Source organism: Streptomyces sp. NPDC032721, assembly GCF_055579625.1.
Window position 1 is genome coordinate 123,828 of sequence record NZ_JBVIMX010000022.1, and the last position, 23,894, is coordinate 147,721.

Consider the following 23,894-nt stretch of genomic DNA (forward strand, 5'->3'; position numbering starts at 1 on the left):
GCGGCCGCCGGACGCACCTCGATCGAAGCCCATCGCAACCACGCAGGTCAACGCATTCCGGCGATGCGGATTGCCCACAAGTGAGGTACAACCCCCGTCCGTTCTACGGAAGTCGGACTCCGCAGTCCGGGCCTGTGGGGTGCCGGTAGGTTCGGCTCATGCGCGTACTGACATGGAATGTGTGGTGGCGGTTCGGCCCCTGGGACGCCCGTCGCAAGGCGATCCTCGCCGTGCTGCGGGAGCAGCGTCCCGACGTGGTGACGCTGCAGGAGGTGTGGGGCAACGACGAGGAGAACCTGGCCGGTTGGCTCGCGCAGGAGCTGGGGCTGGCGCACTGGGCCTGGGCCCCCTTCGCCCGTCCCGGGCACTGGCAGCGGCGTACCGACGGCGACGTCTCGGACATCGGGGTCGCGGTCCTGAGCCGGTGGCCGATCAGCGCGGAGGCGGTGCTGCCGCTGCCCGCCGAGGGCGGAGCCGACAACGGGCGGGTGGCGCTGTACGCACGTATCGACGCGCCCAGCGGGACCGTCCCGGTCTTCACCACGCACCTCAACTCCCCGCCGTACGACTCGGGTGTGCGGTGCGGGCAGGTCACGGCGCTGGCGCACTTCGTCAAGGAGAAGGGCTGGGACTGCGACTTCCCGCCGGTGATCACCGGGGACTTCAACGCCTGGCCCGACTCGGACGAGATCCGGCTGCTCGGCGGTTACAAGACCGCGCCGCCGGTCCCGGGGCAGTGCTTCATCGACGCCTGGGAGTACGCCGATCCCGGTGCCCCTTCGGCGACTTGGGACTCCTCGAACGCGTACCACACGCCCGGTCCGACGGTCCGCATCGACTACATCCACCTGGGACGTCCCGGCCGGCGCGGCGAGGGCGAGGTGCGGGGCGTGGCCCGGTTCGGGCACGGCGCGGTGGACGGGGTGTGGCCCTCGGACCACGCGGGTGTACGGGTGGACCTGTCGGAGGGGACGGGGAGAGCCGAGGGGGCAGAGTGATGCGCGCTGCGGAGATCGCTCGACTGGACGTGGAGATACGGGCGTTCGTCACGCTCGCGGAGGATCCGGCCGGGCCGTTCGAGGACGGACCGCTGAGCGGGGTCGCGGTCGCGGTGAAGGACATCATCCGGGTCGACGGGCTGCCGACCGGCGGCGGCTCGGCACTGCCGGTGGAGGCGCTCGCCGGTCAACAGGCCACGGTGGTCTCGCGGTTGCTGGCGGCCGGGGCGTACGTCGCGGGCAAGACGGTGACGGCGGAGTTCGCGATCCTGGCGCCGGGGCCGACCCGTAACCCGCACGGCCTGGCCCACACGCCCGGGGGTTCGAGCAGCGGCTCGGCGGCGGCGGTCGCGGCGGGGATGGTGCCGTTGGCGGTGGGCACGCAGACGGTCGGCTCGATGATCCGGCCCGCAGCGTACTGCGGGGTGGTCGGCTTCAGGCCCAGCTTCGGGCGCATCCCGGTCGACGGGGTCATTCCGAACGCGCCGTCCTTCGACACGCTGGGGCTCTACGCGCGTGACGTGGCGGGGGTCGTACCGGCGGCGGCGGTGGTCTGCGACGACTGGCGGGAGGCCGGGCCGGAGGGGCTGCGGCTGCCCGTGCTCGGTGTGCCCGAGGGGCCCTATCTGGCGCAGGCCGGGGCGGAGGCGCTCGCGGCGTTCGAGTCGCAGGTGGAGGCCTTGCGGGCGGCCGGGTACGAGGTGCGGCGGGTGCCGGTGATGGCGGACTTCGAGGAGGTCCGGCGGCAGCTGTTCACCATGAACCGGTACGAGGTGGTGCGGTCGCACGAGCCGTGGTTCGGGGCGTACGGGCATCTCTACCGGGCGGAGACGGTGGCGGTGCTGCGGGAGGGGGCGGCGATCGAGCACTCGGAGTACGCGCGGGCGCGGGCCCGACGGGACGTGTTCGTCGAGCAGTTGACCGAGGTCATGGTGGGGGCCGGGGTCGATCTGTGGATCACTCCGGCGGCCACGGGGGCGGCTCCGCGGGATCTTTCCACTACCGGGTCTTCGGTGATGTGCGTGCCTTGGAGCAATGCGGGGTGGCCGTCGGTTTCGCTGCCGGCGGGGAGGGCGGGGGGTGGGATGCCGTTGGGGATTCAGTGTGTGGGGCGGGGTGGGGAGGACGAGGGGGTTCTTGGGTGGGCGGGAGGGGTGGAGCGGGTGGTGTCCTGCGGAGCGGGGGCCATGGCGTAGGTGGGGCCGGGGTGAGGGGGCGACTCCGTCGGGGGCCGCCCCCTTGCCCGCCCGTTCCGCCCCCGGGGGGCGGCCCCGCCGCCCAAGGGGGCGGGGGCGTAGCCCCGCGCCCGAGGGGGCTGGGGCATAGGCGGCCCCGCCGCCCGAGGGGGCTTTGGGTTACGCCAGGTTGTGCATCCAGTGGTGGGTGTCGGGGGCCTTGCCCGTCTGGATTTCGAGGAGGGCCTTGCGGAGGGACATGGTGACGTGTCCCGGTTCGCCGTCTGCCGTGGTCCACTCCGCCGAGGCGGACTTCACGTGGCCGACGGGGGTGATGACCGCCGCCGTGCCGCAGGCGAAGACCTCCGTCAGGGCGCCGGACTCGGCGTCCGCGCGCCACTGGTCGGTGGAGATGCGGCCCTCCTCGGCGGTGTAGCCGAGGTCACCGGCCAGCTTGAGGAGGGTGTCGCGGGTGACGCCCGCGAGGAGGGAGCCCGTGAGCTCCGGGGTGACGATCTTGTCGCCGTACACGAAGTACAGGTTCATGCCGCCCATCTCCTCGACCCACTTGTGGTCGAGCGCGTCCAGCCAGACGACCTGGTCGCAGCCCTTCTCGGCGGCTTCGGCCTGGGCGAGCAGCGAGGCCGCGTAGTTGCCGCCGGTCTTGGCGTAGCCCATGCCGCCGGGGACGGCGCGGACGTAGTTCTCCGAGAGCCAGACCGACACCGGCTTCACGCCGCCGGGGAAGTAGGCGCCGGCCGGGGAGGCGATGACCAGGAAGAGGTACTCGTTGGCCGGGCGGACGCCGAGCCCGATCTCCGTGGCGATCATGAAGGGGCGCAGGTAGAGGGACTCCTCGCCGCCGTGCGGCGGGACCCAGGCCTCGTCCTGCTTGACCAGGGCGTCGCACGCCGCGATGAACGTCTCGACCGGCAGCTCCGGCATCGCGAGCCGCTTCGCGGACCGCTGGAAGCGCTCTGCGTTGGCCTCGGGGCGGAAGGTGGCCACCGAGCCGTCGGGGCGGCGGTAGGCCTTGAGGCCCTCGAAGATCTCCTGCGCGTAGTGCAGGGTCATGTTCGCCGGGTCGATGGAGAGCGGTGCGTACGGGACGAGCTGCGCGTCGTGCCAGCCGCGGCCCTCGGTCCACTTGATGGTCACCATGTGGTCGGTGAAGTAGCGGCCGAAACCGGGGTTGGTCATGTTCGCCTCGCGCTCCGCGTCGGCCAGCGGGCTGGAAGAGGGCTTGAGCTCGATCGTCAGGGGCGTCGTCATGAGTGCGTGTCCTTCACCGGTTGTCTGGGAAGGGCCGCGTCACGCCTTGTAGGACGTCCGAGCTTCCTCTCATACCGCGACCCTGAGTTCGATTATCGCGCGCGGGGTGGCTGGTACGAAATGGTGGCTTTGACGTCAGGTGCGGGGTGCGGCCCAGGGGTCGATGGTCGCACCCGGCAGCCGCACAGGAACAGCCGCCGGGTGTCGGAGAAACCCGGCGGCTGTCGTGTGTACGGATGTACGGAGAGTCGTCGGGTCAGCCCGCTACTCGCAGGGCGAGCGCGTCGCCGATCTCGTCCGTCGTACGGACTTCTGCGGGGTCGCGCTCGGCGAGGTCGGCCGAGACGGCCTCCTCGATGCGCTCGGCCTCGGCTTCGTGACCGAGGTGACGGAGGAGGAGCGCGACGGACAGGACGGTGGCCGTCGGGTCCGCCTTGCCCTGGCCCGCGATGTCGGGCGCGGAGCCGTGCACGGGCTCGAACATGGACGGGAACGCGCCCGTCGGATTGATGTTGCCGGAGGCGGCCAGGCCGATTCCGCCGGAGACGGCGGCGGCCAGGTCGGTCAGGATGTCGCCGAAGAGGTTGTCGGTGACGATGACGTCGAAGCGCTCCGGCTGGGTGACGAAGAAGATCGTCGCGGCGTCGACGTGCAGGTAGTCCGTGGTGACGGACGGGTACTCGGCGGCGATGCGGTCGAAGGTGTTCTTCCACAGGTGGCCGGCGTAGACGAGCACGTTGTTCTTGTGCACGAGGGTGAGCTTCTTGCGGGGGCGGGCCGCCGCGCGCTCGAAGGCGTCGCGGACCACGCGCTCCACGCCGTACGCCGTGTTGAGGGAGACCTCGGTGGCCACCTCGGCGGGGGTGCCGGTGCGGAGGCTGCCGCCGTTGCCGGTGTACGGGCCCTCGGTGCCTTCCCGTACGACGACGAAGTCGATGTCGGGGCTGCCCGCGAGGGGGGTCGAGGTGTTCGGGAACAGCTTCGACGGGCGGAGGTTGATGAAGTGGTCGAAGGCGAAGCGGAGCTTGAGCAGCAGCCCGCGCTCCAGTACGCCCGACGGCACGGACGGGTCGCCGATCGCTCCGAGGAGGATCGCGTCGTGCTGCTTCAGCGCGGCCATCTCCGCGTCCGGGAGGGTCTCCCCGGTGCGGTGCCAGCGCTTGGCGCCGAGGTCGTACTCCTTGGTCTCCAGCTTCACGTCCTGCGGAAGGACGGAGTTGAGGACCTTGAGGCCCTGGGCCACGACCTCCTGGCCGATGCCGTCACCGGGGATCACTGCGAGATTGATGCTGCGAGACATGGCTGGGACCCTACTCCGCGTCCCAGCCCATGACACGTCGCGTCCGCCATGTGGACGCGCCTCGGTGATTGCCTCGATGGTTTCCGCGGTGGTCGCGGTGGCCTCAGTGACCCGTCTCGCCGCCGTTGTCGCGGCGGTCCAGGGCGCGCTGGAGTGCGGCGGCGGCCAGGCGGCGGTCGGCGGCCTCGGTGCTGCGGGAAGCGTGGCGGACCCGGCGGGCGTGCGGGGCTGCCGGGCGGTTCATCGTCGTCTCGGACACGGAAATCGACTCCTTCAGAGCATGAGGGAAAGCGCCGCGCGAAAGGCGGGAGCGCTGCATCTGTGAGGCGCCGGAAAGTGGCGGGGAGCGGGATGCCGCAGGGGTTGCCTGCTTCGGGGCACCGGCTCGCGACCGCCGTTCGCTGATGGAGCGAGACGTTCGGCTCCTACAAAGCTAGGACAGGTCGGCGCGACTGTCTCCACAATTACTCGGACTTCCTACTATCTGAGACGCGATCTTGCGGGGCCCTTTGCGGATCCCTCGCGGATCCCTTGCGTGGACTGGAATCAACTTCGCCACCTAGGTTGCATTCCTATCTAGGTAGTGGTGAAGTTGAGTCATGGCCGCAGACCGCAGATCCAGCTGGCTCAAGGGTGTCCTTGACCTCCTCGTCCTCTCCTGCCTCACCGGCGGTGAGAGCTACGGCTACGAGATCTCCAAGGCACTGGCCGGGGCGGGCCTCGGCGACATCAAGGGCGGCACGCTCTATCCGGTGCTCAACCGGCTGGAGGAAGCCGGTTACGTCGTCGGGGAGTTCCGCGCCGCAGAGCGCGGCCCCGGCCGCCGCTACTACCGGCTGACCGGTCAGGGCCGCACGGCCCTCGCCGAACAGACGGATGCCTGGCTGGACTTCCACACGTCCGTAAGGACCACACTCACCGCATCACTCAGCACGGGGGAATCATGATGACTGCCGAGGACACCACCTACTTCGCTCGGCTGACCACCGCACTGCGCGCCACCGGGATGGCCGAGGACGCGGTCGCCGCGACCGTCGCTGATCTCACGGCGTACGTGAACGACGGCGAAGGGACCGATCCGGCCGAGGAGTTCGGGACGCCCGAGGAGTTCGCGGCCCGGCTGACCGGTGCCGAGCCGGTCGAGGAACCGGTGGCGGAGGCCGAGACCTGGAAGTGGACCACCGACGTCTACAACGACCGTCGGCTGCTCGCCCGGTACGGCGACGAGGGCTGGGAGGTCGAGCGGATCGACCGGCTCGGCCGGTTCGTCTGCCGCCGCGACCCGTCGGCCGCGCTGCGCTGGGAGTACCGGCGCGAGATGGCGAACAACGCGGCCGAGCGGGCGGCACGGACCGCCGAACTGGCGCCGGACGCCTGGGAACCCTGCGGGCACTGGGTTTTCTACATGTACTTCCGCAGGCCGAAGGCGGCCAGCGCCGGACCGGCGGCGGAGCTGTCCGAGCTGGCGGAAGTGCCCGAGAAGCAGGTGATGTTCGGCGGGCGGGTGAGCCGGATGCTGCTGGCGGTGGGGCTGATGCTGCTGGCGGGCGCGGTGGCCGTGGTCCTCGGGTACGGCACGTTCGTCGCCGAACACCCGTTGCTCTGGGCGGTGTTCGGGGTCGCGGGCCTGGTGGGCGGCCTGGCCGGGTGGTACGGGACCAAGCGGGACGTAGCCAGGGGGATCGAGGACTAGACGGCGCACCGCGTCACAGCACGTCCCCGTCCCGCCAGTCGAAGAAGAGGGCCGCCTCCGGGTCCGGCAGGGTCCGGCCCGCCGCAGGGCGTACGTACGTCGTGCCCTCCTCCTCCGGCAGTGGTACGGCGCCCAGCGGGCCGAGCGCCGCGAGGCCGCCCGGCCACACCTGCCAGCCGCGGGACGCGTAGAGCGCGGCTCCCGCGTCGGATGCCGACAGGGCCCCCAGGACGTACGCCCGGTCGACGATCTCCTCCAGGGCGGCCATGATCCGGCCCCCGTGGCCCTTCCTGCGGTGGCCGGCGCGGACCGCGACCGCTTCGACGTACCCGATCCGCAGGGAGCTGCCCCGGTGCTGGACCCGCCGCATGACCAGGCTGCCGTGGGCGATCAGTGCGGCGCCGTCGGAGGCGCCGTCGGTGATGAGTGCGTGCATGCCGCCGAGGCCGTGCTCCCAGTCCGTGTCCGAGAAGTCGCCGTCGAAGGCGTCGTCGAGGAGGGCGCGGATGCCGGTGAGTTCGGCGGGGGTGAGCTGGGCGGTGTGGGCGATGCGCACGGCCGGGGGCGTGCCCGGGCTGGAGGGCGTGTTCGGACTCGGGGTCATGCTCCGCATTCTCGCTGTCCCCTGCCGTAACAGGTACTCAGTACCTCTTTGAGTACCTGTGCCGTGTCGGACTGCCGGGCGCCGCAGCAGAGTGGGACCCATGCCCACCAAGACCTCGTCCGCCCGCCCTTCCGGGGCCGGACTGTACGCACTCAAGCCCTGGTACGCGGCCCGGTTGTCCGGGGTGCGTGCCGCGCTGGTCCGGCGCCAGGTGTCGCCGGACGCGCTGACCGCCGCCGGTGTGGTGTGCGCGGCGGGTGCGGCGGCGGTGCTGGCCTGGCTGCCCGCGCCGTACGCGGCGCTGCCCGTCGCGGTGCTCCTCGCGGCGCGGCTCGCCTTCGCCAACCTGGACGGGGCACTGGCCCGCGACACCGGGCGCACCACCCGGCGCGGCGCACTGGTCAACGAACTGGGCGACCGGGCGGCCGACTTGACCGTGCTCGCCGGGTTCCTGGCGCTGGCCCCGCTGTGGCTGGTGGCGGTGGCGGGGCTGGCCGCGACACTCCCGTCCTGGATGTCCCTGGCGGGCGCGGCGGCGGGTGGCGAGCGGCTGAACGGCGGTCCGGTCGGCAAGACGGAGCGGTGTCTGCTGGTGGTGGTCGCGGCGGCGGTGCCCGGGTGGGCGGTGGCGGTGCTGGCCGTGCTGGCGGCGGGTTCGGCGCTGACGGGCGTCGTGCGGTGCGTACGCCTGTGGAAGTCGCTGTGAGCGCGCGCGTACCGGTGATCGTGGCCGGGGTGCTGGCGGTGAGCGGGCTCGCGGTGGCGGCGGTTCCCGCCCGGGTCGCCATGCGGGCGGAACTGCGCAAGCGGTGGCAGACCTGGGCGCTGGCGGCGCCGGTGTACCTGGGTGCGCTGTGGCTGGGCGCTGCGGGGGCGTTCGCGCTGGCGGCGGGGCTCGGGGGGATCGCCGTGGCGGAGTACGCGCGGATGGCGGCGCCGGTGGCGGTACGGGTGGGGGCCGGGGCGGGCGCGGGGGGCGGTGTGCGCGTGGGGGACGGGGGTCCTGACGCGCCGTCCACCGGCCGGTACTCCCCCGGTGACCTCCTCGTCCTCGTCGCCGCCGCCCTCGTCCTGCCCGCGCTGGCCTGGCTGGCGCCCGGGATGCTCGATCTGCGGGCCGCCGCGCTGCTGCTGATCGTCGCCGCGCTGCCCGCGCTGCTCGGCGGGGACGCCGAGCGGGGTTTCACCCGCAGCGCACGCAACGCCTTCGGGATGGTGTGGATTCCGGTGGCGCTCACCGGGCTCGTGCTGCTGGGTCCCGACACCGCGATGGCGGTCGGGCTGGCCGTCGCGCTCGGGGACGTCGGCGCCTGGTGCGGCGGGACCGCGTTCGGGCGGCGCGGACCGCTCGCCCGGCCGCTGTCGCCGCTGTCGCCGAACAAGACCTGGGCGGGGGTGGCCGGTTGCGCGGCGGCAACTGCCCTTGCCCTGGCGGCAGTCGGGGTCTTCTCGCCCGTCCTGTGGGCCGCCGTGTTCCTCGGCTGCCTGCTCGGCGACCTCCTCGAATCGATGGTCAAACGGGAGTCCGGGGTGAAGGACGCGGGCAGCTGGCTGCCCGGGTTCGGCGGGCTGCTCGACCGGATCGACTCCCTGCTCCTCGCCCTGCTGCTCGCGATGGTGGTGACCCTGTGATTTCCGTACGTACGTCCAGGCCGACGACTTCCGCAGCGGTACGGGCCCCGGCCCCCTCCCGCACCCACTCCCTCCTGCGCCGCGCCCTGTGGTGGGGCGTGCTCACCCTCACCGGCGGCGTCGAGCGGCGCGGCCGGCTCCCGCGCGGCGGCTGCGTCGTCGTCGCGAACCACTCCTCGCACGCCGACACCGCCGCCCTGCTGGCCGGACTCGACGCCCGGCACACCCCGGCGATCGGGGCGGCGGCCGACTACTGGTTCTCGTCCCCGTGGCGCAGCCGGATCTGCCGCCGGCTCGCGGCCGGGTTCCCGGTGCGCCGCAAGGGCGGTGGCCTGGACGACCTGCTGGCCATGAGCGGTGAACTGCGCGCGGGCCGCGCCGTGGTCCTCTTCCCCGAGGGCACCCGGGGCGGCGGGAGCGGTGGCGAGGTCGGCTCGTTCCACCGGGGTGCGCTGCTGCTCGCCGAGCGGGCCGGGGTGCCGGTCGTCCCGGTCGGCATCGCGGGCACGGACCGGCTGCTCCCCAAGCACGGCAGGCTGCGTTCCGCGCTGGTCCGCATCCGGATCGGCGACCCGCTGCCCCCGACGGTCACCCCGGAGCAGGCGCGCGACGCGGTGGCCGCGCTCCATCACCGTACGAACGCCGAGTCCTTGCGCGATTCGTCCGTACGGCGCCGGGTGGCGGCGGTCGCGGCCTCCCGCTGGGGGCTCGCGCTGGGCTTCGTGTGGGCGGGCGCGGAGGCGCTGAGCTGGCCGCTGATGCCGGAACTGTTCCTGGCGGTGGCGTGCGTGGCGGCCCCGCGCGCGGCCCTGAAACTGTCCCTGACCGCCCTGGCAGGCAGTCTCGCCGGGAGTCTGCTGGCCCTCCAACTCGCTTCTTCCGGCGTGCAGTTGCCCGCTCCGCTGACGACGGAGCGGATGCGCGCCGAGGTGCGTGTGCAACTCGTCGCCGAGGGTGCGCGCGCGGTCCGTCACCAGCCGTGGAACGGCATCCCCTTCAAGGTGTACGCGGCCGAGGCGGGCCGGTCCGAGGTCCCGGTGGGCGACTGGCTGGCCGAGGCGGCGACCGCGCGGGGGACTCGTACCGTCGCGGTCGGGCTCGGCTTCGCGGCGTTCGGGATGCTGATGCGGCGCTGGCGCAGGCTCTACCCGGGGTATCTGGTGCTGCTGGGGTCGGGGTTCGCGGCGGGGCTGACGCTCATCGTGCTGTCCTGGCGGTGAGGTGTACGGAGTGGAGGTAGCCGCCGGGGAGGTGGCCGCGCCACAACTTCACTCCCTCACAGGGCAGTTGGCCACCCAGGGCGTCTACCACCTCGTCCTGCGGGTAACCGAGCACGTCCACCCCGGCCAGGACCACGGGCACGGCGGCCGGTGCGTCCGGCAGGCCCGCCGCCCGCTCCAGGTAGACGGTGTCGAGACCGCCCTCGTGCTCCCCGCCCACCAGCAGACAGAGCCCCTCGTACGTCGCGCCGAAGGACCATTCGAGCCCGCACACCCAGGACTCGCGTACGTCGCAGAGGGTGGCGACGGCCCACTGGGCGGCGCGCTCCCCCATGCCGAGGGCGAGGGTCCCCACGCCGTGCGGCAGCACCAGTCCGCGACCCGGCAATACTTCGAACACCGTAACCCCTCCCCTCCCCCCGTACCTTCTCCGGCCGCTCGCCCCACACCCATACTCGGCCCATGACTCCACCACGCATGCGGCACTATCTGCACCGCACTTTCGGCGGCCCCGAAGTCCTCGAACTGGTCGAGGGGGACCGCCCCGAGCCCGCCGACGGCGAGATCCTCGTCCGGGTCCGCGCGGCGGGCGTCAACCCGGTGGACTCCCTGACCCGGCTGGGCGCGGCGCCGCTGCCCGGCGATCCGCCCTACTTCCCGGGCTGGGACTCCTCCGGCACGGTCGAGGCGGTCGGGGCGGGCGTCACCCGGTTCCGTACCGGCGACGAGGTCTTCGGGATGTTCCCCGGCGGAGCGTACGCCGAGTACCTGACCGCGCCCGCCGACGCCTTCGCGCGGAAGCCGGAGCGGCTCTCCCATGTAGAGGCCGCCGGGGTCCCGGCGGCCGCGCTCACGGCCTGGCAGGCACTGGTCACCCTCGGGCAACTCCAGCCGGGCCAGAAGGTGTTGGTGCACGCGGCGGCGGGCGGTGTCGGGCACCTCGCCGTACAGATCGCGAAGGCGCGGGGGGCGTTCGTGTACGGGACGGCCCGTGCCGCCAAGCACGGTTTCCTGCGCTCACTGGGGGTGGACGAGCCGATCGACTACACGACGGACGACTTCGTGGCGGTCGCCAGGGACGTGGACATCGCGCTGGACCTGATCGGCGGCGAGTACGGCCCGCGCACCCTGGCCACGCTGCGTCCGGGCGGTCTTCTGGTGTCGGCGATCGTGTGGAATCCGGGCTTCGGGGAGGACGTACCGAAGCTGACCGGGGTGCGCTTCGCACCGCTTCTCGTACAGCCGAATGGGGACCAACTCGGCGAGCTTGCCGCGCTGTTGGCTGACGGGCGGATGAAGGTGCGGATCGACGCGGTGCTGCCGTTCGGGGAGGCGGCGAAGGCGGCGGAGCTGCTGGAGACGAAGCGGACGTCGGGGAAGATCGTGCTGGACGTGACCGCCTAGGCCTGCGGCAGTGCGAGGGGCGCCGGGCAGGGGGTCCGCCCCTCCCACCCGGCGCACCCACGTCAGTAGACGGTCACCCCGTACGCCGACAGGGCTTCCTTCACCGGCTGGTGGATCGCCGAGCCCGACGTGCCCGTGCAGCCGGAGCTGCCGGAGTGGATGCCGAGTGCGACCGAGCCCGCGAAGTGGGCGCCGCCGCTGTCGCCGCCGGCCGAGCAGGCGGTGGTGCGGACCATGTTGTAGACCGGTCCGTCGCCGTAGTTCACGGTGACGTTGACGGCGGTGACGGTGCCGCTGGTGAGCTTGGTGGTGGAGCCGCTCTTCTTGAGTGCCTGGCCGACCACGGCGTCGGCGGCCGAGCTGATGTCCTGGCGGCTGCCGTTGTAGAGGTTGACGTCGCCGGTCGCGGCGGAGCCGTTGAGGTACTTGACGATGCCGTAGTCGTTGGTCGGGAAGCTGGTGCCCTCGCGCTTGCCGATGACCGGGCCGCCCGAGGTGGCCGACCAGTCGGTGGCGGAGTTGGTGCAGTGTCCTGCGGTCAGGAAGTAGCGGGCGCCGCCCTTGGTGACGTTGAACGCGGAGGAGCAGCGGTAGCCGCCGCCGTAGATGGCGTCGCCGCCCGCCCACTCGCGGTGGAAGGTGCCGGGGACGCGGCTGATGCTCACGGCGCCGCCGGACGCGGCGGCGACGGCCCGCAGCCGTGCCATGTCCCGGGCGGACACCGACTGGTCGGCCTCGACGGCGACCTTGTTGCTGCGCGGGTCGATACCCCAGGAGGTACCGGTGATCTTCGCCGTACGCTCCAACTCGCTGACGACGAGGGCGAGTTGGTCGGCGCTTCGGCTGACGATCTTCGGGGTCGCACCGGTGGCGCGGACCTTGGCGGCGGCCCGCTCGGTGGTGACGGTGACGACGAGTCCGCCGGTCCTGGCGTCCAGGTACGTCCCGGCGCTCTCGGCGCCCAGCTCGGCACGGGCGGTGCGGTCCAGGGCGTAGAGGCCCGCGCGCGGGGTGGGGTCGGGCGCGGGGGTCGGCTGGGCCCCGGCGGGGGTGGCCCCGAAGCCGAGGCCGGTGAGCAGGAGGAGGGCGGAGAGTCCGGCGGTGGCGGTGCGTCTCATGGGGGGAGCTCCTTCTGGAGGGAGGAGTGCACGGAGGTGGGTCCGGTGGGGACACCCGCACCGAATTTGACATGCCCATCACGAACCCACAAGACCGCACTCCGCTCGGCCCGCCCCAACTTCCCTGCCCCGCTGCCTCGTTTCCGTACCTCCACCCGGGGCACACGCCGACCTACCGGCGCGAAGGACCGGCCGACGAAGGAGGAGGCGAGGCGGATGGACGCCACGAGCGCCACGGGTTCGGCCCGACGGGCGGCCCGCAGCGACACCTTGAAGCACGCGGCCAGGGCGGGTTTCGTGGCCCGCGGGGTCATCTACCTCCTCGTCGGCCTGCTCGCCCTGAACATCGCCCTGGGCGGCGACGAGAAGTCCGCCGACCGGGGCGGGGCACTGGCGGAGATCGCCGAGCAGCCGTTCGGGAAGTTCCTGCTGTGGGCGCTGGGCATCGGTCTGGTGGGCATGGCGCTGTGGCGGCTCTCGGAGGCGGTGTTCGGCGCGGCCGGCCCCGAGGGCCACGAGGCGAAGAAGCGGCTGCTCTCGGCGGCCCGCTTCGTCTTCTACGGTTTCGTCGCCTACTCGGTGCTGGCCTTCGCGGCCGGTGGCAGCGGCAGCGGCAGCGGCTCCAGCGACAAGCAGTCGCAGGACGCCACGGCGCGGGCGATGGAGCTCCCGGCCGGTCAGTGGCTGGTCGGCGCGGCCGGAGTGGTGGTGGCGGGCGCAGGTGTGTGGATCGCCGTCCGCGCGGTCATGCGCAAGTACCGCAAGCATCTGAAGACGCACGAGATGTCGCACCGTACGGAGCGGCTGGTGGACGTGGCGGGGGTCGGCGGCGGTACGTCCCGGGGCCTCGTCTTCGCGGTGGCGGGCGGTTTCGCTGTGGCGGCGGCGGTGACGTACGACCCGGACAAGGCCAAGGGCATGGACGACACGATCCGCTCCTTCCAGGAGACCGGGACGGGCCCGTGGCTGCTGGTCGTGCTGGCGGTCGGCCTGATGCTGTTCGGCGTCTTCTCGTTCGCGATGGCCCGCTGGCGCAAGCTGTAGGTTCCGCCTTCCGGGACGGCCACCTCCTCACCGTGACGACACCCGCGACGACCCTCGAACTGGCCGCTCTCCCGGCCCGGCACCGCCCGCCCGCGGACCGCCTGACCGCCGCCCTCCACAGACCGCCGCACCCGCCCCGCGCACCGCTTCCACCGCACCCGTAACGGACCAGGGCCCGGACACAACACCGCCCCCGTCCGATGTGGGGTCGGACGGGGGCGGGGATCAGGGGGCTACCGGAGGGCTCAGCCCTGGTGCGGGTAGCGGTAGTCGGTCGGCGGGACCAGGGTCTCCTTGATGGCGCGGGTCAGGGTCCAGCGCTGGAGGTTCTGGGGGGCGCCGGCCTTGTCGTTCGTACCGGAGGCGCGGCCTCCGCCGAACGGCTGCTGGCCGACGACGGCGCCCGTCGACTTGTCGTTGATGTAGAAGTTGCCCGCGGCGTAGCGCAGCTTCTCCATCGTGTACGCGGCGGCGGCACGGTCGCCGGAGATGACCGAGCCGGTCAGCGCGTAGTCGGAGGCCGACTCCATCTGCTCCAGCATGGCGTCGTACTTGTCGTCCTCGTACACGTGGACGGCGAGGATCGGGCCGAAGTACTCGGTCGTGAAGACCTCGTTGGCCGGGTCCGTGCACTCGATGACGGTCGGGCGGACGAAGTAGCCGACCGAGTCGTCGTACGTGCCACCGGCGACGATCGTGCAGGAGGAGTCCGCCTTGGCACGGTCGATCGCGGCCTTGTTCTTGGCGAACGAGCGCTCGTCGATGACGGCACCGATGAAGTTGTCCAGGTCGGTGACGTCACCCATGGTGATGCCGTCGACCTCGGCCGCGAACTCTTCCTTGAAGCCGTCGTTCCAGATGGACGCCGGGATGTAGGCGCGCGAGGACGCGGAGCACTTCTGGCCCTGGAACTCGAAGGAGCCGCGGGTCAGCGCGGTCTTCAGGATGGCGCGGTCGGCGCTGGGGTGCGCGACGACGAAGTCCTTGCCGCCGGTCTCGCCGACCAGACGCGGGTACGTGCGGTAGTTGGCGATGTTCTCGCCGACCGTCTTCCACAGGTGCTGGAAGGTCGGGGTGGAGCCGGTGAAGTGGATGCCCGCCAGGTCGCGGTGGGTGAGGGCGACCTCGGAGACGGCGATACCGTCACCGGTGACCAGGTTGATGACGCCCTTGGGGAGACCGGCCTCCTCCAGGAGCTCCATCAGCAGGACGGCGGCGTGCGTCTGCGTCGGGGACGGCTTCCAGACGACGACGTTGCCCATCAGTGCCGGGGCGGTGGGCAGGTTGCCCGCGATGGCCGTGAAGTTGAACGGGGTGATCGCGTAGACGAAGCCCTCAAGCGGGCGGTGGTCCATGCGGTTCCACACGCCGGGAGCGTTCGCCGGGGGCTGCTCGGCGAGGATGTCGCGGGCGTACTTGACGTTGAAGCGCCAGAAGTCGATGAGCTCGCACGGGGTGTCGATCTCGGCCTGCTGGGCGGTCTTCGACTGGCCGAGCATCGTGGAGGCGGCCAGCTTCTCGCGCCACGGGCCCGACAGGAGCTCGGCCGCGCGCAGGATGATCGCGGCGCGGTCGTCGAAGGACATCGCGCGCCAGGCCGGAGCTGCGGCGAGCGCGGCGTCGACGGCGTCCTGGGCGTCCTGCTTGGTGGCGTGGGCGCCGGTGCCGAGCACGGCCTTGTGGTTGTGCGGCTGTACGACGGTGAAGGTCTCGCCACCACCCATCCGCTTCTCGCCGTTGATGGTCATCGGGAGGTCGATCGGGTTCTCGGCCAGCTGCTTGAGCTGGGCTTCGAGGCGGGCGCGCTCCGGCGAACCGGGGGCGTAGGAGTGCACCGGCTCGTTGACCGGGGCGGGGACCTGGGTTACGGCGTCCATGGTTTCCATAGCTCCTTGCGTCAAGGGTTCAGTCCTGGGGTGCGGACTGGCGGTCGGTGGTGGCGCGGAGGATCGTCAGTTCTTGGTGATGATCGAGCGGCCGAAGAAGAGCAGGTTGGCCGGCTTCTCCGCGAGGCGGCGCATGAAGTATCCGTACCAGTCGGTGCCGTACGCGGTGTACACGCGCATCCGGTGTCCCTCGGCGGCGAGCCGGATGTGCTCCTCGCTGCGGATCCCGTACAGCATCTGGAACTCGTACTCGTCCAGCTTGCGCCCGGCGACGCGGCCGAGCTCCTGTGCGATGGCGATCAGCCGCGGGTCGTGGGACCCGATCATCGGGTAGCCGTCGCCCTCCATCAGGATCCGCATGATCCGGACGTACGCCTTGTCGATCTCGGCCTTGTCCTGGAACGCGACGGAGGCGGGCTCCTTGTAGGCGCCCTTCACGATGCGCACGCGGCTGCCATTGGCGGCCAGGCGGCGGGCGTCGTCCTCGGTGCGGAAGAGGTACGCCTGGATGACGCAGCCGGTCTGCGGGAAGTCCTTCCGGAGCTCCTCGTGGATGGCGAACATCGAGTCGAGGGTGGTGTGGTCCTCGGCGTCCAGGGTGACGGTGGTGCCGATGGCGGCGGCGGCCTCGACGACCGGGCGGACATTCGCGAGGGCGAGCTCGTGGCCGCCCTCCAGCGCCTGTCCGAACATCGACAGCTTCACGGACATCTCGGCCTTGGTGCCCAGACCCAGGTCCTTCAGGTGCGCGATCAGGTCGAGGTACGCGTCGCGGGCGGCGTACGACTGCTCGCGCGTCGTGATGTCCTCGCCGACGACGTCGAGGGTGACTTCCAGGCCCTTGGCGGCGGCGTCCACGACGATCGGCACGACCTGGTCGACGGACTCACCGGCGATGAACCGGCTCACGACCTGTTTGGTGCCCGGAGCAGCCGAGACGAAACGGCGCATCTGGTCGCTGCGCGATGCGGCGAGGATCACGGGACCCAGCACGGGGCACCTCCACAAAAAATTAATCGAAGGGGCCGTGACCAGCTCTTTTGTGACAGAACTGGGACGGCACGGATAACCACGGTGAAATCTAGGTATCGCGCTGAGCCTGGACTATCGACAGCTGTCACGCATCCGCGCGCCTCGCCTCATACAGATGTCTGAAGCGATGCGAGAATGGGTCTCGTGAACGCCGATTACCAAGACCTGGTCGATGAGATCTCCGCCCTCCTGGGCGCCCCCGCGACCCTGGAGGACCGCGATTTCCGGCTGATCGCGTTCGGCGCCCACGACAGTGAGGACGCGGGCGCGATGGACCCGGTCCGCACCCGCTCGATCCTGACCCGCCGCTCCACGGCGGAGGTCCGCGCCTGGTTCGAGCGCTTCGGCATCGCGACCGCCACCGACCCCGTGCACATCCCGGCGGACCCGGCGGCCGGGGTGCTGCGGGGGCGGCTGTGCCTGCCGGTGCGCCATCGGGGGCAGGTGTACGGCTACGTGTGGCTGCTGGCGGCCGACGACACGGCCGACGACTCCGTGCTCGACGCGGCGATGGCGGTGTGCGGCCGGATCGGCGCCCAGCTCGCCGACGAGGCCAGGGCCCGCGCCGATCTGGGCCCCCACCTCCTCACCCTCCTCACCACGGAGTCCGAGAACCGCAGGGAGGCCTCCCTCACCGCCCTGACCGGCGCCCTGGGCACGTCCGGCGGCCCGTACGCGCTGCTGTGCGTCGCCCCCTGGCCGGCCCCCGCCCCCGGTCTGCGTACGGTGCCGGGCGCCTCGGCACTCACCCTCGTCCCGGTGCCCGGTGCGTCCGGCCCCCGGCTGGCCGCCCTCGTACGGCTGGGCGCCGCCGCGGACCTCGGCCCCGGGCGCCAGGCGGGCAAGGCGCTTCTGGCGACGAGCACGGCGGCGGGCCATCCCGGGGCCCCCGCCGCCGTCGGCATCGGCAGGGCCGTCCGTGCGCTCGCGGACCTGCCCGCCGCCTGGCGCGAGGCCTCGGCGGCGGCGCGTGCGGCGCTGGCCAGGCCGCACCTGGGTCCGGTCGCGGAATGGTCGGCGATCGGCCCGTACCGGCTGCTGGCGGCCCTCCCGGACAGTGGCCCCGGCCATCCCGTGGACCCGGCCGTCGGCCCGCTCCTGACCCCCGCGCACACCGAACTGGCCCGTACCGCCGAGGTGTTCCTCGACTGCGCGGGCCAGGCGGGCCGCACCGCGACGGCCCTCAACATCCACCGGCAGACCCTCTACTACCGGCTCTCCCGGGTGGAGCAGCTCACCGGCCTCGACCTCCACGAGGGCGAGGACCGGCTGCTGCTGCACATGTCGCTGAAAGCGGCGCGACTCTGACACCGGCCGCAGGGCCGCCGAGAGGTCAACTACCCTTATTGGTCCGGCAGTTCCTCGATGGGGCTGTCGGTGACCATCGCGGCGAGCCAGAACGGGCAGTCGCCGTCGATCTGGTTCAGTGAGACCGCGACCCAGCGGTCCGCCCCCTCTCCCGGCGCGGGTACGGGACCCCAGACGTGCAGCGTCCCCAGGGCGTCCAGGTGGCGCAGCTCCCGGTACAGCGGCGGCAACGGCGGGTCCCCGTCGGCCCAGCACACCGCCACTTTCGTACCGACCTCCCGGTGTGCGCCCCAGCGGGCGTCGAGCGCCCGGGTCAGCTCGTCGAGGTGCCCCGATGCCAGGTCCTGGGCGGCGTTCCACTCCTCGTCGTACACGCCCGACAGGCTGCGCCCGGCCCAGAGTTCGGCGAGGGCGTACCCCTCGCCCCGCACCGAGAGCACTTCCTCGGTGACGGGCCGCAGCTCGTACTCGGCGGGTCCGTCCACCGGGATCCGCCCCGTGAGCAGGGCGTCGACCTCCGCGAGGGCGCGGGCCGCCTCGAAGGCTTCGCCGCTGCGCGCGTTCACAGCATGCTCCGGTCCATGGGCACGGGAAGGGACTGCAGGGCGCCCGCGTCACGCAGCCGCAGATGGGCGGCGAGCACGGTCTCCGGGTCGCCGGGCCGGGCGACGTCGAGGAGTACGCCGCCGGTGGACAGGGCGGTGCGCCCGGCCTTGAGGTCGTCGGGAACGAGGGCGGCGCGGGCCGGGGAGAGGTAGGTCAGCCACCCGGTGGCCAGGTCGCCGCTCTCGTAACCGGCGTGCTCCCGCAGGAGGTCGAAGACATCGTGGTCGATGACGTTGCCGTGGTCCGGGTTCCACAACTCGACCACCGTCGTGAGCAGTTCGGCCTCGGGCACGGCGGCGTCGGCCGGTGACACGACGGTGATGAGCATCGAGTTCTCCGTGTACGCCGACTCGTGGCCGCCCACGCCCCGCAGGTCGGCCTTCCAGCCCGAAGGGCCCACGAGCACGAGGAACAGGCTGCCGTCGCTCTCCCCTTCCTCCCGGAGCGCCTCGGCCAGCGCCTCGGGGGTCGGCGGCAGCGGGAAGGTCCGGTCCTCGGTGACGCGGTTCCAGGTCAAGGGTGCGCCCGGGCCCGCCGGGCGCACCTGCGGGAGGAGGGCCGCCACCCGGTCCAGCATGGTGATCCAGCGGGCTGCCAGCTCGTCGTACGTTTCCTCGCGGGGGCCCCAGAAGGCTCGTACCACTCGTCGCATGCGTCGTCGCTTCCGTTCCTGTGGCGTGCGCGTTCCGGCCCGCCGGTGTGCGGGCCGGGACGCGGCGGCTGTCGGTCGTCACGGTAGTGGGGTCAGTCGAACGCCCCGGGCTTTCGCGGATCCACTGTATGGATCTGCGGGGTCGGAACGACCTTGATCTTCAGCCCGGCGTCGTCGAACGCCCGTTGAGCGGCCTTGGCGACGTCCGCGTTGGAGAAGTGCCATTCGACGGCGCGTCCTCCGGCCGCCTTCACCTGTGCCCGCGCCTCCTTCAGGAACTTCGCCTCGCCGGACTCGGTGAGCGTGGTCCTGCCGGGCTCCGAGAGGTAGCTGTCGTAGCCGTTCTTGGCCTCCAGGTAGGTCTGCCGCGAGGAGTCCCAACCGTCGTACTCGACCGCCGGTTTGCCCTTCTCCGGGTGCGGCACGACGTACTCGTGGCCACGGACCTGGCCGGTCACCTGTTCCTGGTAGCGGAGCCAGGACTCGTTGGCCCAGACGGGCTCGGGGTTGCGGTCGCGGCCGGCCCAGTAGCCGTCGCCCTTGTCGGCGTCGCCCAGGGTCGGGGTGCCGAGGTCCTTGGCCCACTCCGGCTTCTCGTAGTTGCGCGGGTCCTTGGTGTCGCCGTGCTTCGGCTCGGGCCACTGCTTCTTGTCCTTCAGCGCCTTGGCGGCGCGGGCGGGCTCCTCCGCGCGCTTCTGCGCCAGGTGGGCGTCCCGCTCCTCCTTGCGGGCCTTCTCCGCCTCGGCCTTGGCGGTCTTGTCGCAGCCCTCGTCGGCCAGGTAGCGGACCCTGGGGGCGGGGCCCGCCGCGATGAGCCCCGTACCCGGTCCTGGGACCCCGCCGAGACCGGCGCCCGCACCCGGGCCGCTCGCGATCGAGCAGCCCGTGTTGCGGGCCCGTTCCTCCGCCTGGTCCGCCGCCTCGTCGGCCTCCTTGGCCGCCTTGCGGGCGCCGTCGACGTCTCCCGCGTCCGCCGCCTTCCGGGCACGGCCCGCCGCGTCGCCCGCCCTGTCCGCCGCCTCGGCCACTTCCTTGGCGGCCTTGCCCAGGTGGGAGAACTTGCCGACGACCTTGGCGACGTCGTAGCCCGGGATGAAGAGCGAGCCGACGTTCCAGATGACGTCGGTGACGGCGCGGGTCTTCTCGCCGTTGTTCCAGCGGTCGCGCACCTCGTCGCCGACGAAGAGGTCGTCGCCGACCTTGACGGCGGTGTTCCAGGACGCCTTGCCCCAGTCGCCGATGGCCCCGAGGTAGTCGCCGTCGCCCCACTTGTCGGCCGCACCCTTGGAGTCCTGGAGCCACTGGCCGCCGAGCTGCTTGCCGTACTCGCCGATCCCTTCCCAGGTCTCGGACTTGAAGAGGTCGAAGAACCCGGTGACATCGCCCCAGACGCCGTCCACGGCAACGCCCTTGACGACCTGCACGATGCGGTCGCCCGCACAGCCGAAGAACCCCCAGCCGGAACAGTCCTCCTCTTCCTCCCCCTCCTCCTGAGGGGGCTCGCCCTCGGTGTCCTTCTCCGGCTGTACGTCGTACTCGGCCTCGGCCTCGGGACCGGCCTGGTTCTGCGTCCCACCAGGTTCGCCGGAACCTCCGCTCCCGGCAGTACCTCCGGCACCGCCGCCCGCTCCCCCGGCACCGCCCGCACCACCAGCTCCACCGTCAGCGCCCCCGGCACCACCGGCACCACCGACACCACCGGCACCACTCGCCGCTCCAGCACCCTCGGCGCCACCAGCTCCGCCGACCGCACCTCCGGCACCGCCGACACCACCCGCCGCGCCCGCGCCCCCGGCACCCCCTCCCCCCGTCGGCGCCTTCGGTGCGCCAGGGTCGCCGGCCGTGTCGCCGGGGCCGGCTCCTCCCCCGCAGTTCGTCCCGCCGGTGATCGAGCAGACCGCCCGGCCGATGCCGTCCGCGATGCGTCCGCCGAATCCGGTCAGGGTCAGGGCGAGCACGATCCCGGCGATGATGACGACCAGGCCCGCGTACTCGGCCGTGGACTGGCCCCGGTCCCGGCGCCAAGTGATCATCCGGGGCAGCGAGAAGCTCAACCACCCACGCCGGACGGGTCGTTCGGGCCGTTCGGGTTTGTCGGGGCGGTCGAACCACGCCCTGCTCTCGGCCCGCGTCAGTAACCACAGCACCACCACCGGCACCAGCAACTGACTGAAGCCCCGCAGCGATCCGCCGCCGATGTTGCCGATGCCCCCGACGATCAGCCACACCTGTACGGCGATCAGCCCGCCGAGCACCCGCCGTCCGCCGACGTACATCCGCCGTACGAGCAGCAGCCCGGCCACCCCCGGCGCGGCCCCGTACAGCGCCAGTCCGAACACCCCTGCGACCGGCCCGTCCGCCGCCAGCCCGGACCCCACGAGGCCGAGCCCGCCGAGCAGGGTGATGCCGAAGAGGAGCAGGAGCAGCCCGCGCGCGGCGAAGAGCGAGCCGGGCAGCGGCGGACCCGGCGGCCGCCCCGGGCGTACCGGAACCGGCCCCGCAGGTATGCCACCGACCGCAGACATGCACCACCCCAACTGCCGTGCTCCGCAAGCGGAATGCCCGGCGGAGAACGGCCCACGCTAGGGCGGGCCGGGGTGGGCGTCATGGGCCCGTGGACCCCACTCGGGGCCCATACGAGAAGTGGACTCGGCCACGAGGAGGGGCCTCAGCCCCCGAGGACCACCCGCAGCCCCGCCGTCAGCTCCTTCGCGGTCGGCGCCGATTCCGGGTCGGCCATCCACTGGATCATCACGCCCGCCATCAGCGCCTGGGTGAACATGCCCGCCACCCTGGCCTTTTCGGGGTCGTCCTCGGGGACGAGCCCGAGGAACGCCTCGGCGAGGCCCTCCCGGCCCTCCTTCTGCGGCTCGCGGATCGCCTCGCGCAGCGACTCGTCCGTGTCGAGCCGGGAGATGACCTCCAGTTGGAGCTTCCAGATCGGCACGCTCTGCGCGGCGGTGGCGATGAACCGTTCCCAGACCGCCTCGAACCGTGCGTAGGGCTCGGTCGGCAGCGGCGCCGCCTCCGGCTGCCCGGCCGGCCCCACCGCGTCGCCCCACTCCTCGGTCACGGCGAGGAAGGCCTGGTTGAGCAGGGCCTCCTTGGAGCCGTAGTGGTAGCCGATGGAGGCGAGGTTGGTGCCGGACGCGGCGACGATGTCGCGGGCGGTGGTCCGGGCGTACCCCTTGTCCAGCAGGCACTTCTTGGCGCCTTCGAGCAGATCCTCACGATGTCCCATGAACGCAGAGTACCCCCTTCCTATACGCCCGTGTAAGACGCGCGTATAGGAAGGGGGTACCGAGAGAGGCGTACGAACCCTAGTCGGCCAGGTTCACGGACCGCGCCGAAGCCGCGCCGATCTCCTCGGCCAGCTCGGCGAGCACCGTCGGCGGAACCGTGTCGTCCACGGTCAGCACCGCCAGCGCCTCGCCGCCGACGTCGGCACGGGCCACCTGCATGCCGCCGATGTTGAGACCCGCCTCACCGAGAACACGGCCGACGGTGCCGACGACGCCAGGACGGTCCTGGTAGCGCAGGACGACCATGTGGTCGGCGAGCGCCACGTCCACGTCGTACTCGCCGATGCCGACGATCTTCTTGAGGTTCTTCGGGCCGGCCAGGGTGCCGGAGACCGAGACCTCCTCGCCGCCGGTGAGGGTGCCGCGCACGGTGACCACGTTGCGGTGCTCGGTGGACTCGCTGCTGGTGGTCAGCCGCACCTCGACACCGCGCTCCTGCGCGAACAGCGGGGCGTTCACGTACGACACGGTCTCGTCGACGACGTCCTCGAACACGCCCTTGAGCGCGGAGAGTTCGAGCACCTTCACGTCGTGCTGGGTGATCTCGCCGTACACCTCGACGTCGAGCCGGGCCGCGACCTCGCCCGCGAGCGCGGTGAAGATCCGGCCGAGCTTCTCGGCGAGCGGCAGACCCGGGCGTACGTCCTCGGCGATGACTCCGCCCTGGACGTTGACCGCGTCGGGGACCAGCTCACCGGCGAGCGCCAGGCGCACCGACTTGGCGACGGAGACACCCGCCTTCTCCTGCGCCTCGTCGGTCGAGGCACCCAGGTGCGGGGTGCAGACGACCTGGTCGAGCTCGAAGAGCGGGGAGTCCGTGCAGGGCTCCTTCGCGTACACGTCGAGACCGGCGCCCGCGACGCGGCCCTCCTTGAGGGCGGAGTACAGCGCGGCCTCGTCGACGATCCCGCCGCGGGCCGCGTTGACGATCCGTACCGCCGGCTTGACCTTGTGCAGGGCCTCGTCGCCGATCAGACCCAGCGTCTCGGGGGTCTTCGGCAGGTGCACCGTGATGAAGTCGGAGACTTCGAGCAGCTCGTCGAGGGTCAGCACCTTGACGCCCATCTGGGCGGCCCGCGCGGGCTGCACGTAGGGGTCGTAGGCGACGACCTTCATGCCGAACGCGGACATCCGCTGGGCGACCAGCGCGCCGATCCGCCCGAGACCCACGACGCCGAGGGTCTTCTCGGCCAGCTCGACGCCGCTGTACTTCGAGCGCTTCCACTCGCCGTTCTTCAGCGCGGAGTTGGCCTGCGGGATGTTGCGCGCGGTGGCCAGGATCAGGCCGCAGGCGAGTTCGGCGGCGGTGACGATGTTGGAGGTCGGTGCGTTGACGACCATCACGCCCGACTTGGTGGCGGCGGAGACGTCGACGTTGTCGAGGCCGACCCCGGCGCGGGCGACGACCCGCAGTTTCTTCGCGGCGGCGATGGCCTCCGCGTCGACCTTGGTCGCGGAGCGGACGAGGATCGCGTCCACGTCGGCGATCGCGGGCAGAAGCTCGGCGCGGTCGGCTCCGTTGCAGTGCCGGATCTCGAAGTCCGGCCCCAGGGCATCGACGGTGGCGGGCGACAGCTCTTCAGCGATGAGTACGACAGGCTTGGCAGTGCTCACGTGAGTCCTCACTGGTCCTTTGCGGACGGCCGTC

At 72.0% G+C, this 23,894-nt stretch carries 23 protein-coding genes; 10 read left to right on the top strand and 13 right to left on the bottom strand.

What is annotated here, in order from left to right:
• Positions 1 to 158 precede the first annotated feature (158 nt).
• Positions 159 to 998, top strand: coding sequence for an endonuclease/exonuclease/phosphatase family protein (locus tag ACZ5PB_RS35550; protein WP_468697002.1), 840 nt, complete (start codon positions 159 to 161; stop codon positions 996 to 998).
• Complete coding sequence (locus ACZ5PB_RS35555) at positions 998 to 2,194, top strand: amidase (protein ID WP_468697004.1); 1,197 nt, start codon at positions 998 to 1,000, stop codon at positions 2,192 to 2,194. Before ACZ5PB_RS35550 ends, ACZ5PB_RS35555 begins: the two co-directional genes overlap by 1 nt.
• A gap of 159 nt (positions 2,195 to 2,353) precedes the next feature.
• Here ACZ5PB_RS35555 and ACZ5PB_RS35560 read toward each other — a convergent pair whose 3' ends face one another.
• From ACZ5PB_RS35560 to ACZ5PB_RS35570, 3 genes are all read right to left on the bottom strand, one after another.
• Complete coding sequence (locus ACZ5PB_RS35560; RefSeq protein ID WP_468697006.1) at positions 2,354 to 3,445, bottom strand: branched-chain amino acid aminotransferase; 1,092 nt, start codon at positions 3,443 to 3,445, stop codon at positions 2,354 to 2,356.
• A gap of 256 nt (positions 3,446 to 3,701) precedes the next feature.
• Positions 3,702 to 4,745 carry a 3-isopropylmalate dehydrogenase gene (locus ACZ5PB_RS35565; protein WP_468697007.1) on the bottom strand — a complete coding sequence of 348 codons (1,044 nt, stop codon included), beginning with the start codon at positions 4,743 to 4,745 and terminating at the stop codon, positions 3,702 to 3,704.
• Positions 4,746 to 4,848: 103 nt separating this feature from the next.
• Positions 4,849 to 5,004 (bottom strand): hypothetical protein, encoded by a 156-nt coding sequence (locus tag ACZ5PB_RS35570; RefSeq protein WP_468697062.1) that lies wholly within the window; start codon positions 5,002 to 5,004, stop codon positions 4,849 to 4,851.
• A gap of 340 nt (positions 5,005 to 5,344) precedes the next feature.
• Here ACZ5PB_RS35570 and ACZ5PB_RS35575 point away from each other — a divergent pair, with 340 nt between their 5' ends.
• The gene (locus ACZ5PB_RS35575; RefSeq protein WP_468697008.1) at positions 5,345 to 5,692 is read left to right on the top strand and encodes a PadR family transcriptional regulator; all 348 of its coding nucleotides are present in this window, start codon (positions 5,345 to 5,347) and stop codon (positions 5,690 to 5,692) included.
• Positions 5,689 to 6,438 (top strand): hypothetical protein, encoded by a 750-nt coding sequence (locus tag ACZ5PB_RS35580; RefSeq protein ID WP_468697009.1) that lies wholly within the window; start codon positions 5,689 to 5,691, stop codon positions 6,436 to 6,438. Before ACZ5PB_RS35575 ends, ACZ5PB_RS35580 begins: the two co-directional genes overlap by 4 nt.
• Positions 6,439 to 6,451: 13 nt before the next feature.
• On the opposite strand, the gene ACZ5PB_RS35585 is transcribed toward ACZ5PB_RS35580, so the two are convergent.
• A complete protein-coding gene (locus ACZ5PB_RS35585) occupies positions 6,452 to 7,042 on the bottom strand; it encodes a GNAT family N-acetyltransferase (RefSeq protein WP_468697010.1) in 591 nt (196 codons plus the stop codon).
• 100 nt (positions 7,043 to 7,142) lie between these two features.
• On the opposite strand from ACZ5PB_RS35585, the gene ACZ5PB_RS35590 reads away from it, so the two are divergent.
• Genes ACZ5PB_RS35590 through ACZ5PB_RS35600 form a run of 3 tightly spaced genes read left to right on the top strand, consistent with a single transcriptional unit; the run spans position 7,143 to position 9,894 of the window.
• Positions 7,143 to 7,748, top strand: a complete 606-nt coding sequence (locus ACZ5PB_RS35590; RefSeq protein WP_468697012.1) for a CDP-alcohol phosphatidyltransferase family protein — start codon at positions 7,143 to 7,145, stop codon at positions 7,746 to 7,748.
• Complete coding sequence (locus ACZ5PB_RS35595; protein ID WP_468697013.1) at positions 7,745 to 8,674, top strand: phosphatidate cytidylyltransferase; 930 nt, start codon at positions 7,745 to 7,747, stop codon at positions 8,672 to 8,674. The genes ACZ5PB_RS35590 and ACZ5PB_RS35595 overlap by 4 nt, the downstream gene beginning before the upstream one ends.
• Positions 8,671 to 9,894 (top strand): lysophospholipid acyltransferase family protein, encoded by a 1,224-nt coding sequence (locus tag ACZ5PB_RS35600; RefSeq protein WP_468697015.1) that lies wholly within the window; start codon positions 8,671 to 8,673, stop codon positions 9,892 to 9,894. Before ACZ5PB_RS35595 ends, ACZ5PB_RS35600 begins: the two co-directional genes overlap by 4 nt.
• Here ACZ5PB_RS35600 and ACZ5PB_RS35605 read toward each other — a convergent pair.
• A complete protein-coding gene (locus ACZ5PB_RS35605; RefSeq protein ID WP_468697016.1) occupies positions 9,872 to 10,294 on the bottom strand; it encodes a hypothetical protein in 423 nt (140 codons plus the stop codon). The two genes, ACZ5PB_RS35600 and ACZ5PB_RS35605, sit on opposite strands and share 23 nt — an antisense overlap.
• A gap of 62 nt (positions 10,295 to 10,356) precedes the next feature.
• Here ACZ5PB_RS35605 and ACZ5PB_RS35610 point away from each other — a divergent pair, with 62 nt between their 5' ends.
• Entirely contained in the window at positions 10,357 to 11,298 is a 942-nt protein-coding gene (locus ACZ5PB_RS35610) for an NADP-dependent oxidoreductase (RefSeq protein WP_468697017.1), read from the top strand.
• Positions 11,299 to 11,360: 62 nt separating this feature from the next.
• On the opposite strand, the gene ACZ5PB_RS35615 is transcribed toward ACZ5PB_RS35610, so the two are convergent.
• On the bottom strand, positions 11,361 to 12,416 hold the full coding sequence (locus tag ACZ5PB_RS35615; RefSeq protein ID WP_468697018.1) for a S1 family peptidase: 1,056 nt from the start codon (positions 12,414 to 12,416) through the stop codon (positions 11,361 to 11,363).
• Positions 12,417 to 12,632: 216 nt separating this feature from the next.
• Between ACZ5PB_RS35615 and ACZ5PB_RS35620 the strand changes: the two genes are divergently transcribed.
• The gene (locus ACZ5PB_RS35620; RefSeq protein ID WP_468697020.1) at positions 12,633 to 13,460 is read left to right on the top strand and encodes a DUF1206 domain-containing protein; all 828 of its coding nucleotides are present in this window, start codon (positions 12,633 to 12,635) and stop codon (positions 13,458 to 13,460) included.
• A 245-nt stretch (positions 13,461 to 13,705) separates the two neighbouring features.
• Here the strand turns inward: ACZ5PB_RS35620 and pruA are convergent, their stop codons facing one another.
• Both pruA and ACZ5PB_RS35630 read right to left on the bottom strand, forming a co-directional pair.
• The gene (gene pruA, locus ACZ5PB_RS35625; RefSeq protein ID WP_468697023.1) at positions 13,706 to 15,337 is read right to left on the bottom strand and encodes an L-glutamate gamma-semialdehyde dehydrogenase; all 1,632 of its coding nucleotides are present in this window, start codon (positions 15,335 to 15,337) and stop codon (positions 13,706 to 13,708) included.
• Positions 15,338 to 15,412: 75 nt separating this feature from the next.
• Entirely contained in the window at positions 15,413 to 16,339 is a 927-nt protein-coding gene (locus ACZ5PB_RS35630; RefSeq protein ID WP_468697025.1) for a proline dehydrogenase family protein, read from the bottom strand.
• Positions 16,340 to 16,513: 174 nt separating this feature from the next.
• Here ACZ5PB_RS35630 and ACZ5PB_RS35635 point away from each other — a divergent pair, with 174 nt between their 5' ends.
• Positions 16,514 to 17,686, top strand: coding sequence for a PucR family transcriptional regulator (locus ACZ5PB_RS35635; protein ID WP_468697027.1), 1,173 nt, complete (start codon positions 16,514 to 16,516; stop codon positions 17,684 to 17,686).
• 35 nt (positions 17,687 to 17,721) lie between these two features.
• Here ACZ5PB_RS35635 and ACZ5PB_RS35640 read toward each other — a convergent pair whose 3' ends face one another.
• The 5 genes from ACZ5PB_RS35640 to serA form a co-directional block, all read right to left on the bottom strand.
• On the bottom strand, positions 17,722 to 18,252 hold the full coding sequence (locus ACZ5PB_RS35640) for a hypothetical protein (RefSeq protein ID WP_468697029.1): 531 nt from the start codon (positions 18,250 to 18,252) through the stop codon (positions 17,722 to 17,724).
• On the bottom strand, positions 18,249 to 18,944 hold the full coding sequence (locus tag ACZ5PB_RS35645) for an Imm52 family immunity protein (protein ID WP_468697031.1): 696 nt from the start codon (positions 18,942 to 18,944) through the stop codon (positions 18,249 to 18,251). Before ACZ5PB_RS35645 ends, ACZ5PB_RS35640 begins: the two co-directional genes overlap by 4 nt.
• 92 nt (positions 18,945 to 19,036) lie before the next feature.
• Positions 19,037 to 21,469, bottom strand: a complete 2,433-nt coding sequence (locus ACZ5PB_RS35650) for a Tox-REase-5 domain-containing protein (RefSeq protein ID WP_468697033.1) — start codon at positions 21,467 to 21,469, stop codon at positions 19,037 to 19,039.
• A gap of 143 nt (positions 21,470 to 21,612) precedes the next feature.
• Complete coding sequence (locus ACZ5PB_RS35655; protein ID WP_468697035.1) at positions 21,613 to 22,185, bottom strand: TetR/AcrR family transcriptional regulator; 573 nt, start codon at positions 22,183 to 22,185, stop codon at positions 21,613 to 21,615.
• A 79-nt stretch (positions 22,186 to 22,264) separates the two neighbouring features.
• Positions 22,265 to 23,860 carry a phosphoglycerate dehydrogenase gene (gene serA / locus ACZ5PB_RS35660; protein WP_468697036.1) on the bottom strand — a complete coding sequence of 532 codons (1,596 nt, stop codon included), beginning with the start codon at positions 23,858 to 23,860 and terminating at the stop codon, positions 22,265 to 22,267.
• Between the last annotated feature and the right edge of the window lie 34 nt (positions 23,861 to 23,894).